Source organism: Neisseria sp. HMSC074B07 (assembly GCF_001810355.1).
Classification (GTDB): Bacteria; Pseudomonadota; Gammaproteobacteria; order Burkholderiales; family Neisseriaceae; genus Neisseria.
In genome coordinates, this window is the sequence record NZ_KV800968.1 from 1 (window position 1) to 16,630 (window position 16,630).

14 protein-coding genes and 1 tRNA gene are annotated in these 16,630 nt (G+C 45.6%); 2 read left to right on the plus strand and 13 right to left on the minus strand.

The window, feature by feature from the left end; genetic code table 11:
• Nucleotides 1-148 precede the first annotated feature (148 nt).
• Entirely contained in the window at nt 149-3,235 is a 3,087-nt protein-coding gene (locus HMPREF2726_RS09475; protein WP_070603144.1) for a YadA C-terminal domain-containing protein, read from the minus strand.
• 405 nt (nt 3,236-3,640) lie between these two features.
• Nucleotides 3,641-3,856, minus strand: coding sequence for a 50S ribosomal protein L31 (gene rpmE, locus HMPREF2726_RS09480; protein WP_016686438.1), 216 nt, complete (start codon nt 3,854-3,856; stop codon nt 3,641-3,643).
• A gap of 452 nt (nt 3,857-4,308) precedes the next feature.
• Between rpmE and HMPREF2726_RS09485 the strand changes: the two genes are divergently transcribed.
• Nucleotides 4,309-4,830: an acyltransferase gene (locus HMPREF2726_RS09485; protein ID WP_070603146.1), complete on the plus strand. Its 522-nt coding sequence runs from the start codon at nt 4,309-4,311 to the stop codon at nt 4,828-4,830.
• An 83-nt stretch (nt 4,831-4,913) separates the two neighbouring features.
• Here the strand turns inward: HMPREF2726_RS09485 and cysS are convergent, their stop codons facing one another.
• The 11 genes from cysS to rlmD form a co-directional block, all read right to left on the minus strand.
• Nucleotides 4,914-6,335 carry a cysteine--tRNA ligase gene (cysS, locus tag HMPREF2726_RS09490; protein ID WP_070603148.1) on the minus strand — a complete coding sequence of 474 codons (1,422 nt, stop codon included), beginning with the start codon at nt 6,333-6,335 and terminating at the stop codon, nt 4,914-4,916.
• A gap of 33 nt (nt 6,336-6,368) precedes the next feature.
• Complete coding sequence (locus HMPREF2726_RS09495; RefSeq protein WP_070603150.1) at nt 6,369-6,812, minus strand: SRA domain-containing endonuclease; 444 nt, start codon at nt 6,810-6,812, stop codon at nt 6,369-6,371.
• A 38-nt stretch (nt 6,813-6,850) separates the two neighbouring features.
• Entirely contained in the window at nt 6,851-8,005 is a 1,155-nt protein-coding gene (gene obgE, locus HMPREF2726_RS09500; protein WP_070603152.1) for a GTPase ObgE, read from the minus strand.
• 195 nt (nt 8,006-8,200) lie between these two features.
• On the minus strand, nt 8,201-8,899 hold the full coding sequence (locus tag HMPREF2726_RS09505) for a thiol:disulfide interchange protein DsbA/DsbL (protein ID WP_003760389.1): 699 nt from the start codon (nt 8,897-8,899) through the stop codon (nt 8,201-8,203).
• A gap of 481 nt (nt 8,900-9,380) precedes the next feature.
• Nucleotides 9,381-9,456, minus strand: a tRNA-Asn gene (locus HMPREF2726_RS09510).
• Nucleotides 9,457-9,543: 87 nt separating this feature from the next.
• On the minus strand, nt 9,544-9,903 hold the full coding sequence (locus HMPREF2726_RS09515) for a roadblock/LC7 domain-containing protein (RefSeq protein WP_003760395.1): 360 nt from the start codon (nt 9,901-9,903) through the stop codon (nt 9,544-9,546).
• A gap of 30 nt (nt 9,904-9,933) precedes the next feature.
• Nucleotides 9,934-10,587: a hypothetical protein gene (locus HMPREF2726_RS09520; RefSeq protein ID WP_009313121.1), complete on the minus strand. Its 654-nt coding sequence runs from the start codon at nt 10,585-10,587 to the stop codon at nt 9,934-9,936.
• Nucleotide 10,588: 1 nt separating this feature from the next.
• Nucleotides 10,589-11,125 carry a GTP-binding protein gene (locus HMPREF2726_RS09525; RefSeq protein ID WP_003760398.1) on the minus strand — a complete coding sequence of 179 codons (537 nt, stop codon included), beginning with the start codon at nt 11,123-11,125 and terminating at the stop codon, nt 10,589-10,591.
• A gap of 12 nt (nt 11,126-11,137) precedes the next feature.
• A complete protein-coding gene (locus HMPREF2726_RS09530) occupies nt 11,138-12,238 on the minus strand; it encodes an alpha-glucan phosphorylase (RefSeq protein ID WP_036529798.1) in 1,101 nt (366 codons plus the stop codon).
• A gap of 20 nt (nt 12,239-12,258) precedes the next feature.
• Complete coding sequence (locus HMPREF2726_RS09535) at nt 12,259-13,770, minus strand: 23S rRNA methyltransferase (protein ID WP_070603153.1); 1,512 nt, start codon at nt 13,768-13,770, stop codon at nt 12,259-12,261.
• Nucleotides 13,771-13,874: 104 nt separating this feature from the next.
• On the minus strand, nt 13,875-15,206 hold the full coding sequence (rlmD, locus tag HMPREF2726_RS09540) for a 23S rRNA (uracil(1939)-C(5))-methyltransferase RlmD (protein ID WP_009313124.1): 1,332 nt from the start codon (nt 15,204-15,206) through the stop codon (nt 13,875-13,877).
• 164 nt (nt 15,207-15,370) lie between these two features.
• Between rlmD and HMPREF2726_RS09545 the strand changes: the two genes are divergently transcribed.
• Nucleotides 15,371-16,363 (plus strand): L,D-transpeptidase, encoded by a 993-nt coding sequence (locus HMPREF2726_RS09545; RefSeq protein ID WP_009313125.1) that lies wholly within the window; start codon nt 15,371-15,373, stop codon nt 16,361-16,363.
• The last annotated feature ends 267 nt before the right edge of the window (nt 16,364-16,630 follow it).

The window sequence follows — 16,630 nt, forward strand, 5'->3', positions numbered from 1 at the left end:
TGTTGGGGGAAAAGGAATTTTGCAAAGGTCTCATCAGGAGTTAAACCTTTTCTTCGAGATTCATGTACGCTTGAGCAAACCCGCCAGACAAAACAAAAAACCCGCAGCATAGCTGCGGGTTTGATACCTATTTAACACTAAACCGGTATTACCATTCGTAGTTCACGCCTACGTTGTAAGATGCAGAGCCGCCTGAAGAGGTGCCCACTGCAAGACCGGCTTTAGCTGCAAAGTTTTCATTGAAGCGGTAGCCTGCACCCACTGCAACTGCGGTGTCAGATTTGAAACCACCCAAAGCAGCGGTAACGTTGAACTTACCAACGCTGTAAGGTTGGAACAGACCGCTGAGAGCTGCTTGTGCAGCCAGACCTTGGCGGGTCTCTTTGCGCAGATTAGCTACGTTTTTATCCAAGCTGTCGATACGTGCTGAGTTTTTAGCAATACCGGCAGCGTGTTGATTGCTTGCTGTTTGCAGTGTTGCAATATTAGCTTTGTTAGCTTCAACTTGTGCTGCATTGGCTTTAACTGCATCTTGAGCTTGAGCAGCGGCAGTTTGCGCGGCACTTGCTACATTATTGGCAGCATCAGCGGATGTTTTTGCAGCTTTGGCATGGCTTTCAGCAGTTTCAGCAGATTTTTGGGCAACTTCAACAGAACCTTGTACAGACTTAGCTGATTTTTCAGCTTCAACAGCTGCTTTTTTAACAAGCTCGATATCAGCTTTATCAGCTTTTTTGTCAATTGCTGCAGTATTTTCAGCAATCGCCGCTTTATTAGCATCAATGTCTTGACGGTTAGCTTCTAAAGCATCGGCTGCATTTAAGCCTACTTTTTTCAAAGTAACGATGTCTTGTTCAACAGCAGCGATTGCCTCCTTGGTGGAATCACCCAATTCAGTTACCGTATCACCGATATCGTTAACTTTTTTGCCCATATCGGCAGTGTATTTTGCCAATTCTTCGAAGTCAGCTTTATCGGCTTTCTTTTCAATTGCAGCTTTGTTGGCATCAATGTCTTGACGGTTAGCTTCTAAAGCATCGGCTGCATTTAAGCCTACTTTTTTCAAAGTAACGATGTCTTGTTCAACAGCAGCGATTGCCTCCTTGGTGGAATCACCCAATTCAGTTACCGTATCACCGATATCGTTAACTTTTTTGCCCATATCGGCAGTGTATTTTGCCAATTCTTCGAAGTCGGCTTTATCGGCTTTTTTGTCAATTGCTGCTTTATTGGCATCGATATCTTGACGGTTAGCTTCTAACGCATCGGCTGCAGTTAAGCCTGCTTTTTTCAAAGTAACGATATCTTCATCAATACGGGCAACAGCTGTTGTAGTCGCATCACTCAGGCTGGTAACTTCGTCACCGATGTCGTTAACTTTTTTGCCCATGTCGGCAGTGTATTTTGCCAATTCTTCGAAGTCGGCTTTATCGGCTTTTTTGTCAATTGCTGCTTTGTTAGCATCAATATCTTGACGGTTAGCTTCTAACGCACCAGCTGCAGCCAAACCTACTTTTTTTAAAGTACTGATATCTTCATCCAAGCTAGCAATCGCATTGTTGAAGCCTTCGTTAGCCTCCTTCTGCTCTTCCAGTGCCGCTTTATTGGCATTTACATCGGCGCTGATGTCATTAACAACTGCTGCTGTTTTTACCAGCGCTTCGCTGTTCTCGGTAACAGCTTTATTCAAACCATCCAGCGTTTCATCATGTGCTGCAACAACTTCTTTCAAACCCATGCCTTCAAAATCGGCATTTTCAACATCTTCTTTTGTGGCGGTACGGATGACTTTTGAACCATCATCTTTAGTTACAACAATTTGATCGCCTTCTTGGAAACCGTTGAGCTCTTGAGCATTCTCAATTGCTGCCAATGTAGCTTGCGCCGCAGCTTTGTGGGTATCTTTCACAGCTTCTTTCAAGCCCAGACCTTTGAACTCGTCGGCTTTAACGTCTTCTTCGGTTGCTGTTTTAACAGACTTAACACCATTATCATCGGTAACGATGATTTCATCTTTTTCTTTGAAACCGTTGAGTTCTTGGGCATTTTCGATTGCTGCAAATGCGGCTTGTTCGGCAGCCTTTTTGGCTCGTTCAGTCTCAGCGGTCAAATCAGCAAAACTTTGGTCATGTTGTGCAACAACTTCTTTCAAGCCCAGTCCGCCAAACTCATCTTGTTCAACATCTTCTTTGGTAGCTTTTTTGACAGATTTGACACCATCAGCATCGGTAACGACGATTTCATCGCCTTCTTTAAAGCCATCAATTTGTTGAGCGTTTTCCGCAATGGATAAAGCAGCACGTTCAGCCAACTCATCCACTGCTTTATTTGCCTTGTCAGCTTTTTCGGCAACTGCATCAATTTTAGAAGCGGCATCCACTGCGTTAGCGGCGGCATCTTTGGCTTCTTTTACTTTACTGTCAATATTGGCAGAAAGCGCGGTTACTTTATCTTCGGCGGCTTTAGCGGCGTCTTTGGCTTCTGTTACTTTACTGTCAACGTTGGCAGAAAGCGCGGTTACTTTGTCTTCGGCGGCTTTAGCAGCGGCTTTGGCATCTGCTGTGTCTTGTGCCAGGCTGTCCACACGGGTGTTTACTGCGGTTACGTCTTCGCTTACTTTTTCAATGGATTCGGAGAGCTCAGATGAAGCTTTGGAAATTTCACTGTCCACTTCGTCAAATTTGGAGGAAATGTCTTCTCCCATTTTGGTGACTGATTTATTCAGATCGTTCACACCCGTGGCAACTTCGGCAATACGAGTACCATTAGTGGTAATGGCAGTTTTCAGTTCTTCGATGGTTTCGTCTTGATCATCTAAAGCAGCCGATGTTTCTTCTGCCAATTTGTCCACGCGGGCATTGACGGCAGTAAGGCCGCCTGCCAAGCCTACACCTTTCAGGCTGTCGGCTTCGATATCTTCATTAGTGGCTTTACGGACGGTTTTTTTACCATTGGCATCAGTTGTAATGAAATTTGAACCAGACGCAAAACCATTAATGGTTTGTTCTAACTCTAAGGTTTTCAAAAGCAGAGCATCGCTATCTTTTTTGAAAGTCAGCTTACCGGTATCTTTATCAAACGTCGTACCTTCGCCGAAAACAGTAAAAAATGCTGCTTTCCCCTGATTTTTTTCTGTGACGGCTTGTGCGAAGTTTACTTCTTCAGCGGCCGCTGCGCCGCTCACTACGGCTGCAGCAACAGCCAGACTCAATGCTTTTACGTTGAATTTTTTCATGTTTTTTACCTTTTTGTGGTGGGTGTAAGGACGTTATTCAAGCTTCTCTTTTCCCCGTAAACTGAAAAAGGGACACCGCATGGTCTTAACGGTGATAGTCACTTGAAGAAAGTTGCACCTGCAATTGTAAAAAAATGAAATTTAAATGCAAGTATTTTGCATAGCTTTTTTGCATATTGTGGAAATATGTTGCACAAATACATCATCCGCATAAGACGGACAAATACTCAGCAAATAATTTAGATAAATCATTTTACCCATTCTTGATGATGGCAACATATCGGCGTATAAACCGTTGTTCATTACGCTACACAGTATGTCATTGGGTTCCAAATTGACTGTTTTTAGGGCATGAAAACAAAAAAGACTGCGTATAGCAGTCTTTTTTTTGTCACAAAGCGGCGATTAGCGTTTGAACAGGTTGCCGAATTTGTTGTTGAATTTATCCACGCGACCGGTAGTGTCGACGATTTTTTGAGTACCGGTGTAGAACGGATGGCACAAAGAGCAAACCTCGATGTTGAAGCTGTCTTTTTCCAGAGCGGATTTGGTGACGAATTTGTTCCCGCAAGAGCAGGTAACATTGATTTCGTGGTAATTAGGATGGATGTCTTGTTTCATGTTGTTTCCTTTCGATTAAGCGGGCATAGGGGATGTACCTATGCTTCAAACAAGCTGGCGATTATTGATAATTTTTGTTTGTTTGTCAAGAAGATATTACCTCTACGCCGGATACGGTTCTGGAAAAATCGTTATTTATCGGCACGATATGCGAATTTGCTGAGAAAACGTTATGGTCAGCAGGTATCCGCCTGAGCAATATTTGTTGTAAATAAGGTTTCTTTTAATGCTCCCAACTATTAAGCTGCAGATTTAAGATGGTGGATTGGCTTGAAGCAGTGACCTTGTACTCGCCAAGCTTCTACCATTCTAGCGAATAATTTACAAATGACATTATACTTTTTATTATTGTTGTTTAGATTATAAACATACCGAAATTTACTATTTTTCATAAACTTCATCTTGTAGGTCGGGTCTCATGCAAACCTGCCCTTAAAATGGAAAGTTGGATAATGAGTATTAAAACAAAAACCTGTTCTTGGCTGCTACGCGGACTGGGCGGAATGTTGCCCCAGTCTTATATGAGGGTTATAGGACCGCCTTCTAAAAAAATCAGAGCTTTCCTTGCATCGGGAATTTCTTCGCATATCGGCAGAAACGTCAATATTGACAAAGGCGCGTACGTCATGCTGGATACGGTGATCGGCGATAACTCGGGCATCGGCGTTAATTGCGAAATTTGCTACGGCTTGACGATAGGCAATAATGTCATGATGGGGCCGGAATGTTTGTTTTATTCTAATAATCATAAGTTTAATCGCGAGACTTTGAAGTATGAGGGCTACACGGGGGTCAATCCGATTGTGATTGAGGATGATGTTTGGATCGGAAGGCGCGCGATTATTATGGGCGGAGTACGGGTAGGCAAAGGAGCGGTCATCGGCGCTGGGGCTGTGGTAACCAAAGATGTGCCGCCGTACTGCGTAGCAGCGGGGAATCCTGCAGTCATTAAGAAGAATCTGCTGGAAGATTGAATACACACTTCACTGCTTTCAATCAAATATCAAAAGGTCGTCTGAAAAATATTTTCAGACGACCTTTTTCATATCAAATCAAATTAGCCGCGCCGCCAAGTCGTGCCGCCGGCGTTGTCTTCCAGAATGATTTTGTGTTCGTTCAGGAGGTCGCGGATGCGGTCGGACTCTGCCCAGTTTTTATCCGCGCGCGCCTGTTTCCGCTGGGCGATTAAATCTTCGATTTCTTCGTTGGAGAGGCCGTCTGAAACCGCACCGCCTTGCAGGAACTCGGTCGGGTCGCGTTGCAGCAGGCCGATGATGCCGCCCAAGGCTTTCAGGCAGCCGGCGAGGTGTGCGTCGTTGGTTTTGTTCACTTCGCCTGCCAGTTCGAACAGTACGGCAACGGCTTCGACCGTACCGAAATCGTCGTTCATGGCGGCGTAGAAGCGGCGGGTGTAGTCGTTGGCATTTTCGGACAATTCGAACGCGGCGGCTGGGGTGTTTTTCAAAGTGGTGTACAGGCGGGTCAGTGCGCCTTTGGCGTCATCCAGATGCGCGTCGGAGTAGTTCAGCGGGCTGCGGTAGTGGGCACGCAGGATGAAGAAACGCACGACTTCGGGGTCGTATTGTTTCAATACTTCGCGGATGGTGAAGAAGTTGCCCAGCGATTTGGACATTTTTTCGCCGTCCACACGGATAAAGCCGTTGTGCAGCCAGTATTTGACGTGGCTGGCAATGCTTTGCCCGTGGTGGGTTTGCGCGTGGTCATGGCCGCAGGTATGCCCCGTCGCGCCGACGCTTTGGGCAATTTCGTTTTCATGGTGCGGGAACTGCAAATCCGCGCCGCCGCCATGAATGTCGAAAGTATCGCCGAACAGGTTTTCACTCATGGCAGAGCATTCGATGTGCCAGCCCGGACGGCCGTTGCCCCACGGGCTTTCCCATGCAGGTTCGCCTGCTTTCGCCGCTTTCCACAACACAAAATCAAGCGGATCGCGTTTGAAACCATCCACTTCCACGCGCTCGCCCGCTCGCAGGTCGTCCAGCGATTTACCCGATAATTGTCCGTAAGCGGCAAATTCGCGCACGGCGTAGTAAACGTCGCCGTTTGCAGCAGGATAAGCCTTGCCGTTTTGAATCAGGGTCTCAATCATGGCAATCATTTGCGGAATGTTTTCCGTCGCCTTCGGCTCGATGTCGGGACGCAATACGCCCAAAGCATCGGCATCTTCGTGCATAGCCTGAATGAAGCGCGCGGTCAGTTCGCCGATGGTTTCGCCGTTTTCAGCCGCACGGGCGATGATTTTGTCGTCGATGTCGGTAATGTTACGCACATAAGTGAGCGGATAACCGCACTCGCGCAGCCAGCGGGCAATCATGTCGAACACAACCATCACGCGGGCATGGCCTAAGTGACAGTAGTCGTAAACAGTCATGCCGCAAACGTACATACGCACGTTTTTAGGATCGATGGGGGTGAAGGGTTCTTTTTGACGGGTCAGGGTGTTGTAGATGGTTAGCATGGGATTTTCAATTTTTGTTTAAACGGGGGTAAATTATTTGGATTTTTTGTGCAAGCAGAATTCAAATACGTTTCGTTCTGGGCCATTATTAGTTGCATGTTCTTTTTTAACTATATAAGGCTGATGTTCATCTAATATAAACTCACCAATGTATCGGACATGAGCATTTAGTGTGTCATTGGCAAAGACACGGATGGCTTTTCCTGTCTGTTTATGATCCAAGAGAGCTTTATTCCCATTTATCATACGCTGATCACCACGTTGCCCTTCACCACAATAAAATAGAGTAGTTCCCTTCTCATCCCTGCGATCATAATAGCCGTGGTTTTCGCCTTTTTCTGGGTGAGTAAAAAGGAAGATATTGGGTGTTTTTGCCGAAGCAGCAATACCACTTTGTCTATTGCCGCCATATTGGTCATGCAATTCTGAACGTTTAATAATATCGTTTTCTTGTAAAGAGAAAGAATTGGAAGACATCTAGCTCTCCATTGATTAAAAAGGCTGCCTGAAATTTTTTATTCCGGCTTAAACACACCTGTATCCGTTTTAGGCTGCTGCTCGGCAATCTCGGTATTTGCCGCTGCCTGCTCCGCTTCGGTTTTTTCAGCTTCGATGCGTTTTTTCTCGGTCAGGTATTGGTTGATTTGGTGTACCAATTCCTGCGTGCCTTGGTGGGTCAGCGCGCTGATTTGGAAGAGGCGCGGGGTTTCCATGTCAAATTGGAAACGGTCGTCGGGTTTGGGGTAGTCCCAGCCGATGGCTTCTAGGAAAGCCGCAGTACGTTCTTGGGCTTCTTCTTCATCGAGCATGTCGAGTTTGTTCAGCACCAGCCAGCGCGGTTTGCCGTAGAGTTCTTCGTCGTATTTGCGCAATTCGTTGATGATGGCAAGGGCTTCCTCGGCGGGGTTGACGGTTTCGTCGAAGGGCGCTAAATCGACGACGTGCAGCAGCAGGCCGGTACGTGATAAGTGTTTGAGGAAGCGGTGTCCCAAGCCTGCGCCTTCTGCCGCGCCTTCAATCAGGCCGGGGATGTCTGCCATGACGAAGCTGTGGTTTTCGTCGATGCGCACGACGCCCAAGTTTGGATGCAGGGTGGTGAAGGGGTAGTTGGCGATTTTGGGGCGTGCGGCGGAGACGGCGGTAATCAGGGTGGATTTGCCGGCGTTGGGCATGCCTAATAAGCCGACATCGGCGAGGACTTTGAGTTCGAGTTGCAGGGAACGGGTTTCGCCTTCTTCGCCGGGCGTGGATTGTTTGGGCGCGCGGTTGACGGACGATTTGAAGTGGATGTTACCCAAGCCGCCTTTGCCGCCTTTGGCGAGACAGACGCGCTGGCCGTGGTGGGTGAGATCGGCGACGATTTCGTCGGTGTCGAGGTCGCGGATGAGGGTGCCAACAGGCATTTTGAGGACGATGTCGTCCGCCCCTGCGCCGTAGCGGTCGGAGCCGTGACCTTTTTCGCCGTTTTTGGCTTGGTAGCGTTTGACGAAGCGGTATTCGACGAGGGTGTTGGTGTTTTCGTCAGCTTCTGCCCACACGCTGCCGCCTTTGCCGCCGTCGCCACCGTCGGGACCGCCACGCGGTACGAATTTTTCGCGGCGGAAACTGGTTGCGCCATTACCGCCTTTGCCTGCGGCGACTTCGATTTTTGCTTCGTCGATGAATTTCATGGTGTTCTCTTGTATTTTGGGTTTCAGACGACCTTTTGTGTCGGAGGTCGTCTGAAAAAATGGGAATGGGGGATATTATAAGGGATATGGGGGATGTGCGCCCGTTTCTCTGTCCCGCTTGGTTTTTTGCCTGATGTTTTGTGAAAACAGCCGTCCTGAAATCGCGGTTTCGGACGGCTGTTTGCTTTTTTGGGATTATTTGGCAGTTTTTTGTTCTTCGCGTACTCTGTCTGCAAGCAGGTCTATGGTTTTCATACCGGATTCCCAGTCGGCAAATTCGACTTTGTATTTGCCGCCAACAATGACGGTGGGCGTGCCGTCAATTTTGTAGGTGTTAGTCAGCTCTGCCATTTTGTCTGCGCGGGTTTGGCTTTCGGGGGATTCGTAGGCGGCGAGGACTTTTTTGCCGTCAAAAGCGGTTTGCTCGTTCAACCATTTTTTGAGAGTTTCAGGGTCTTGCAGTTTGACTTTCTGATTAACCATAGCATCAAAGATATGGCTGTTTGCAATGTCTTTGGTGTCTGCGACCGCCATATCGACGGCGGCAGCAAGGCGCGCCAACGGTTTCATCTCATCGCCCCAAACAACGTGTTCAGTACGAAGGTAGGTGTCGTCTTTGAAGGTTTTGACGTGTTTGCTCAAAACGGGTTCGAGGTGGGCGCAGTGTGGACAGAAGTAGCCGAAAAATTCGAGGACTTCGACTTTACCTGCCTGCTGTTGGGGAATAGGCGTGCTGAGTGTGGTGTAGTTAAGCCCCTCAACTAAAGCGACAGGCGCAGCGGAGGCTGCTGAAGCCGCAGGCGCACTGTCGGCGGGGACGCTGGTTTGGACTTTGTTGTCGCAGGCGGTCAGGGCCAGCAGAGCAGCAGCAAGGGTAAGGGTTTTCAGTTTCATGTTTACTCCGTGATTTTCAGTCTAATATGGGATTTTATTGTATTTTTACAGTTTGATATATGGTTTGATGCGAAAAAGACGGTTTCATATGAAGAAAGGATGGTTTCAGACGACCTTTGAAAAATAGGGATTTAGTGCAAATTTACCGTCTGCAGGTACTGGCTTTCAGTATTTTTAAACTGAGAATCTTGAGCAAAAGTATCAAACTGCGAATAGTTTGAAGAAATCGGCGGATTCGGATTTGAAGTGCAACACTTGCCGCATACTGGCCTTTTTCTGTTATGGAAAGTTGCACTTCAAATTCGAATCCAAGGTCGTCTGAAAATCCGTCCATGCATTGCTACTATTTGTAAGATGCAATAGGTTTGCGCTTTTATGACAACAATTCAATTCCACGAAACAACTGAATAAAGAAAATATCAATACAACCTACTTTATAAAAAAGCCTGAACATATTTTCGATGTTCAGGCTTTTGATATTTGGCTCCCCGACCTGGGCTCGAACCAGGGACCTGCGGATTAACAGTCCGTCGCTCTACCGACTGAGCTATCGGGGAATTAGAAGGGGGAATTCTATCTTAAAAAAAACAAGAAGTCAAGAATTAATCCCCTATTATCATTAATGATATGATTTATATGCGGTTTTATAAAATTTCTGCAATATGTTTAGCAGCACGTTTAGCATCCAGCAAGATCAAACCCAGCTTACCGCTTTCCTTCGCCATCAGTGCCAATACTGCATTATCACCTGCTTGACTCAACAGAATATAACCTGTTTTACCTTTGACCATCACTTGATCCAACTCACCACATGCCAGCTCATGCACTGAACGGTTGCCCAATGCCAACAATGTTGCAGACATAGCACCAACTCTGTCCGCATTCAAATGTGATGGAAGCATTGTAGCAATTGGCAAACCATCAGTCGATATTACAGCTGAAGCTGTAATATCGGGAGAAGTATTATTTAAATCACTCAACACAGAGATTAATAATTGTTGCATATTTATTCCATTCTCAAATTATAACTTTAGTTATATAGTTTGCTGGCGGCTACCATATCTGTGGTACAACACTTTAACCAGTGTCACAAACGCCTCTTTATTTAAGTCAGGCATACCACCTATAACTAGAATCAGCTTAGTTTCACCAATATACAATGGGAAAAATGTTAACTCGCTCTGACCAGAAGGATCACAAATCCCCCATGCACTATTATTGATATGCAAATTGTTACGAATCAGCAGACGATGACCATCTTCCATCTTAGCCACTTCGCTTGCCAACAGGCCCAACTCTTCAGCAGCTTCATGATGAAAATTAGCATTGGCAAAATACAGGCCATTCTCATCAGCCAGCAAAGCTTTACCTGAATTAGACAACTGCTCTAACAATTCCGGTAACTGCTCATCTGTTAAATGAATATCTTCGTTACTAATATTTTCATCACCATATAAAAACTCTAAACGTTGCAAACGGTACAACAAGTTTAAAGCCGTATTGATATCACTAGTATCAGCCCAAGCTAGAATTTTTTCGCTACTAATGACCTCTGACGGGTTTGCACGCAATAAGCTATATAGCAATGTTCTACTTGCGCTTGGTGTATCGCTGGTTACTGCATAATAAGCACCAGCAGGTGTAATTCTGGGATATAAATTTGATTGCAAAGAAAGTGTTGATTCCATTTTATACCTCTAAACCCGGATCAATTGAGAACAACATTGCGCTAACCAATTGTTTGACATCATCTTCTCTACGAGCATCAATCTCAAAAACCGGTACATTAAAATTATTTTGTGCTAAATATTTCTGATATACATCAACGCTTGGCAATGAACGAATATCCATTTTGGTAACGCCTACTACTAATGGCGCTGTTTTCAATAATTCTCGGAATGCTTCCAAGAAGAATTGCAAATCCTTCAATGGGTTTGTTCGTGTATTATCCAAAAGCAATACCAATCCCATACTACCCTGGCTTAGAATTTCCCACATAAAGTTAAAACGTTCTTGCCCCGGTGTACCATATAAATGAACTTTGACTTCTTCATCCAAATGGATCACACCATAATCCATTGCTACGGTGGTATACCCCTTACGAACCAGCGTCATATCTGATGCAGATGCATCTGTTTGTACAGGCGGCTCATCTGATAACGCAGAAATTGCTGTTGTTTTACCTACTCCAACCGGACCGGTAAAGATAATTTTATTTTCTTTCATTACATGTCCTTTTTAGCGTTTTCCCAATAATTTACGCATTAAGCGCTGTAACAAACCGCGTGGCTGCTCTTGCGAAGGACCTGCCACTTTTTCTGCATCCTTAACCATCTGACTATCAGGCACATCGCTATTAACACTAATATGTTCAGAAATATTGGCATGCTGATTAGCTTGATTCGGAGCATATTCGCTATCCGTTGCCAAAAAGCCTGTTACAGAGGTTGCCGCCAAATAATTCAAGATATCCGGCATTTCCAAAGGCATAACTTTATAGAGGATATTTAAGTTGACTGATGTTTTAGTTAAAAACGCAGATAACCTCATAGACTCTGGAACCGGAGCAAGCCTGGTCAAATTAGGCCAACGCTTTAAAGTGAAAATCGTTTGAGGAGTCATCGGATAAATCAATCTTCCCTGAGCAGTCCAAATTGCCATCTGCCACAAACAAGACATAATCGTTACTTTGGCTTTTTCTTTCCACTGGGGATTATCCGGCACGACTTTGCATACAACAGATAAATTGTCATTCTTACAAAGCCCTTCTAACTCATGGGCGTTGACTGTCAGCAATACCCTTTGAATACTTGGGAAAACGATTAATACCGGTTTACCCTCATGTAAAACGGCAATATCCTGATGGCCTTGACTGGCAAACTTCAAGGCACCAAGCAATCCTTTATTCGGATTAAAGCGACGAATAGTAGCCTTTCTACTTTCGTTACCGTTTTGCGCTCCTTCTTGTACTTCTGCCTTTTGAGCCGAAGCATCAAAAATATTCCCGCCCTGCGCCAAACTTCTCAAAATCGGGAATAAGGTATCGAATTTAACCGGCTTAGCCAAATACGGCGTTGTAACAGATGGCTCTTGCGAACAAAACATCGCAATAGGAATATCAGGGTATTTGATTTTAAGCGTTTTCCAAGTTTCAATGCCCTCAGCAGTATCAGTATCTACCAATACTAAATCTGGTATTTCATCTGAATCTGAGTCAAGAATCTGATAGTTCGTCGTATTGTGCATTTTAAAGGCCATACGGAAAACGGCTTCTTGCTGCTCGCTCATATCGCGCAGCATAATCCGTATGGTTTTGATTTTAGGTAACAGATTATCCATCATGGTACTCTCTAATTATTTTATTTTTTTGAATGTTGATTTACATGTTGCAGCAAACGGCTCATTGCCAATACCACTTCTTCCGGAAGGCTGACAACGCGTTCACGCAATAAGCGCAAGAATTGTTCCAGACGCGCCCAATCCTCTACTCTTTCGTAAAGATCGAACAGCATCACATACAATTGAGATTCTTGCGGGTACTGTAAAACAGCTTGTTCCAAAGTACCTATGGCCAAATCCAACTGACCGTACATCAGTAAAGATTCAACTTCTTTCAGTGCTTCATCTGCAGGAGAGGCGTTGACGCTAATGATAGAAGAATCTTTTTGTACCAGTTCGCGATATTTAGCTTTCATTTGAAGAGAAGTAGGTCGGATATAACCCCTTTCCAAACCAATTTCTCTGATTTTATTTTCGTTAGGTCCTTTCTCCAAATCATCAAATACTTCATGATAACCAAGGCTATATCCCCAACCCAGCATGCGTTCTTTCACTTGGCGGCCATACTGACCCAATGAGTGGTACAACTTCCACAAGTGTTTAGCAAACTGACTGATTTCTTCATGCTGATAGTCAAGTTTTAATGCATCGATGATAAGGCTTGCCGGCTTAGAAGAGCTTTGAATGGCACGGTTATATTGTTGAACGGCAGTTTCATAGCCTACTTTATCTTTTAAGATTTTGGCACTTTGTTCAGGTTTAACAAATCCGATAACGGCTCCCATTTCTTCCGGAGTAATATCGGTAAACTCTTTCTTGCCCAATACGATAGCAGCGCGTTTGGAAACGCCAGGGGCGTGATTAGCGCCTGCATTGTCATTAGTCATCGCAGGAGCGGATGTCGAAGCCTCTTCCAAATCAGGTTGCTCTCCGATTTGGCGCTCGATTTCCTGCATGCTCCATCCCAAACGGTTTTCTGCCAATACGCGTAACGGCAAATGCGTCTGATCGGACATCAAGCCGGCTTTAACGTACTCAGCCAGACTTTCTTCAGACAAGACAGAGCCATGACGCTCTAAGGCGTCTGTCAGCATATCGATATTGCCAACACGCAGACTCAGCCCGACAAGCTCATGTACTAATTTTTCAGGAGCCCCATCGTTTAGGCCATTCAAATAACCCGCCAAAGATTCGGCAGCCTTACTCTCATAACCAAATTGCTTATATACTTGATATTCCGTCAGTGGGTCGACTTCTTGTGCAGATACAGACGTAGTTGAACCGGCAGAACCACTGCCTCCCCATTCCCAATCTTGTTGATCCGGATCGGAAACGGATTGATTGACCTGATCAACCCAATCTGGACTTCCCCCTTCAATACTTTCTTGATTTGGGTGATGGTTTTTTTTGGATGATGCTTTAGCTGCTTTTGTCGTCTTTTTAGTTTTAGCTGTGCCCTTCTGTTTATAAAAAATAAACAGCAGCACCATAAACAAAAGCACTAGCAATATGATTAAAAGTGGATTTTTCAAGAACACCTCCCGATACTGTGGTGCGGCAAATAAAACTACATATATTTTGATGTCCGGCATTTATGGAAACAGCCGAATCATCTATTCCCCAATTGAATTATGATAACATGATTCAACCAATAATTACATTAAAAACCATTTGTCAGACACTCCCACTATCGGATTTACAACTCAAACACGCCGATGGATTCGACATGAGAAGTTTGTGCAAACATATTCATAATGCCTGCAGATTTGAAGTTGTAACCCTTATTTACCAATACTTCCGCGTCACGTGCAAAGGTTGAAGGATTACATGAAACATATACGATTTTTTTCGGCAGGTATGGTGTATGTAGCGATTTGACAACAGCATAAGCACCACTCCTGGGCGGATCGAGCAACATTTTGTCGAATACCCCCCATGAGACTACCGTCTGCTCATCTGTCTCAAACAAATCTGCCACCTCAAACGACGCATATTTTACACAACTGTTTCGAAGAGCGTTTTGCCTGGCACGCAAAACAAGGGAATCCAATCCCTCAATACCCGTTACTGACGCACCGCTCTTTGCCATAGGAAGGCTGAAATTACCCAACCCGCAAAACAAATCTGCCACCCTGTCATTAGGCTGTATATCCAACAGGCGCAAAGCCCTGCTGATCATTACAGCATTCAAGTCCGCATTAATCTGCGTAAAATCACCCGGCTGATAAGGCATCTCTATCGAAAATTCAGGCAAACCGTATTTCAATTCGGGCAAATCTTTAGGGTACAGTGCAGTTGACGGCTCGCGCCCATATTGAAACCAAACCTGCCAAACTTGCTTTACCCCACCTGATATCTTATCAAACCATGTCTCAATTTGCTTCAAAGAGTAGCCAGACGGTTTTTTTATGAAACAAATGTTCAAAACAACCAATGCACGGCTATTAAAAAACTCTACAAATCGGACTGCCGCCCCGCCATCAGTCAGTGTTTGCAACAACAATTTCACCATAGGTAAAACATCTGAAATATGCTTAGGCAACACCTGACATGTTTCAATATCGACCACTTCATTCGTTTTTTTCGCCTGAAAACCCATTTTCAGACGACCCTTCTTATCGACTGAGACACTCAACCGTGCCCTATCCCGATAATGCCAAGCCGAACCATAAATAGGCGGAAGAATCTGTTCCGGTCTGACTCTGCCGATACGCTCGAGCTGTTCTTCCAAAATACGTTGCTTCAATGCAACTTGAGCGGTTGGAGACACATGTTGCAACGAGCAACCGCCACATGTCTCATAATAACCACACGCAGGTCGGACTCGTTCAACCGACTCTTTTAATACTTCTACTGTCTCTGCTTCGCTGAACTGTTTCTTCTCCCTCAGCACCCGAAACGACACTTTCTCAGTAGGCAGCGCACCTTTAATAAAGACAGTTTTGCCATGTACTCTGGCAACGCCGCGCCCCTCATAATCCAAAGAAAAAACATCAGCCACGCCGTCAAAACATTTCGTATCAGCCATCACTTATCCACTCGACACCCGGTTTATCTTTTCAGACGACCCCAATCCATGCCTGCCACTCAAACCGGCAAGCAACCGAAAGGGCATATTTTCGCACAAAAAAATACAGATTCAGGTATGATTTCCCAAAATCTTCTTTTCATTTATTACAAGTATTACGACACATGAAAAAAACCATTTTCGGCCTGACCGCTGCCTTCTTCGTTACCGCCGCCTCAGCCAACACACCCATCCCGGACGTCTCTCCCGTTTCCGAAGGTCAGCACGTCGTCATCAATATTCCGCAACAACGCTTATTCTTATATACAGACGGCAAACTGACCAAAATCTATCCTGTCGCCGTCGGCAAGGCCATGACCCAAACCACATTGGGCGAACACAAAATCGGTGCAAAAGCCTTCAATCCGACTTGGCACATCCCTAAATCCATCCAAAAAGAACGTGGCGACGGCGTCAAAAGCGTACCAGCAGGCCCTAACAATCCGCTCGGTCCTGTTTTTGTCCGTCTCGGTGATCCCAAACTCGGTTTAGGCATTCATGGCACTAATGCCCCTGCCAGCGTACCGGGCGTCCGCAGTCACGGCTGCGTTCGCATGAAGTCTCCGGATGCACTGGAATTTGCTAAAACAATCGCCTCCGGCGCTCCCGCCTCCGTCATCTACCAAATGGCCAGCCTCAACGAAGATGCCAACCAAAACCTTTGGCTGGCTGCATACCAAGACCCATACGGCAAAAAAAATCTGGATACTGCCGTCTTGAAGAAAAGTATTGCCGCTTGGGCAAAAGCACACGGTAAAACCATTAATCCGGCTAAAGTAGACGCTATTTTAAAAAACCGCACCGGTGCTGCTAACTGTCTGACCTGTGCCAAAGGCGTCAAACTCAAAACCCCGTTGAAATCACTCGCCTGGACGAGCGGCTCCAGCGCTTTCAGCAAACCTAAAATTGCGCCTAAGCCTGCTCCGGTCAAAGATGTGGTTCTGCCTAAAGGTACTGAAATCGAAGTCGAAGCTGACGATACACCCGCTTCCGCACCAAACCAAAGCGTTCGTCCTGAAGCAAATCCGGCAAAACTGTACAACGCCCCCGCCAGCACGCCGAGCTATCCGAAATATGACATCCCCGAAGGCAGCGAGCCGACAGGAGTGTTGTTCTAAAAACAAAGGAATTTTCCGAATGCAAAGGTCGTCTGAAATTCAGCTCCCTAACAATATAGGAGCCGACAAATTTCAGACGACCTTTTTCATCCAATATCGTTCACATCCTTACAATCAAACCACCCGCGCTCCCTTTTTTCCCAACAACCGCTTTACCAAACTAAATGCCAACTGCTTTTCAGTATCAGGAAAACAATCCAGCCCGATACACCGCTATTGTATAGTGGATTAACTTTAAATCAGGACAAAGCGACGAAGCCGCAGACA

Excerpts from the sequence above, each read along its gene's own strand:
- HMPREF2726_RS09475 (WP_070603144.1), bottom strand. The coding sequence starts at position 3,235 with ATGAAAAAATTCAACGTAAAAGCATTGAGTCTGGCTGTTGCTGCAGCC.
- rpmE (WP_016686438.1), bottom strand. The coding sequence starts at position 3,856 with ATGAAACAAGACATCCATCCTAATTACCACGAAATCAATGTTACCTGC.
- HMPREF2726_RS09485 (WP_070603146.1), top strand. The coding sequence starts at position 4,309 with ATGAGTATTAAAACAAAAACCTGTTCTTGGCTGCTACGCGGACTGGGC.
- cysS (WP_070603148.1), bottom strand. The coding sequence starts at position 6,335 with ATGCTAACCATCTACAACACCCTGACCCGTCAAAAAGAACCCTTCACC.
- HMPREF2726_RS09495 (WP_070603150.1), bottom strand. The coding sequence starts at position 6,812 with ATGTCTTCCAATTCTTTCTCTTTACAAGAAAACGATATTATTAAACGT.
- obgE (WP_070603152.1), bottom strand. The coding sequence starts at position 8,005 with ATGAAATTCATCGACGAAGCAAAAATCGAAGTCGCCGCAGGCAAAGGC.
- HMPREF2726_RS09505 (WP_003760389.1), bottom strand. The coding sequence starts at position 8,899 with ATGAAACTGAAAACCCTTACCCTTGCTGCTGCTCTGCTGGCCCTGACC.
- HMPREF2726_RS09515 (WP_003760395.1), bottom strand. The coding sequence starts at position 9,903 with ATGCAACAATTATTAATCTCTGTGTTGAGTGATTTAAATAATACTTCT.
- HMPREF2726_RS09520 (WP_009313121.1), bottom strand. The coding sequence starts at position 10,587 with ATGGAATCAACACTTTCTTTGCAATCAAATTTATATCCCAGAATTACA.
- HMPREF2726_RS09525 (WP_003760398.1), bottom strand. The coding sequence starts at position 11,125 with ATGAAAGAAAATAAAATTATCTTTACCGGTCCGGTTGGAGTAGGTAAA.
- HMPREF2726_RS09530 (WP_036529798.1), bottom strand. The coding sequence starts at position 12,238 with ATGGATAATCTGTTACCTAAAATCAAAACCATACGGATTATGCTGCGC.
- HMPREF2726_RS09535 (WP_070603153.1), bottom strand. The coding sequence starts at position 13,770 with ATGCCGGACATCAAAATATATGTAGTTTTATTTGCCGCACCACAGTAT.
- rlmD (WP_009313124.1), bottom strand. The coding sequence starts at position 15,206 with ATGGCTGATACGAAATGTTTTGACGGCGTGGCTGATGTTTTTTCTTTG.
- HMPREF2726_RS09545 (WP_009313125.1), top strand. The coding sequence starts at position 15,371 with ATGAAAAAAACCATTTTCGGCCTGACCGCTGCCTTCTTCGTTACCGCC.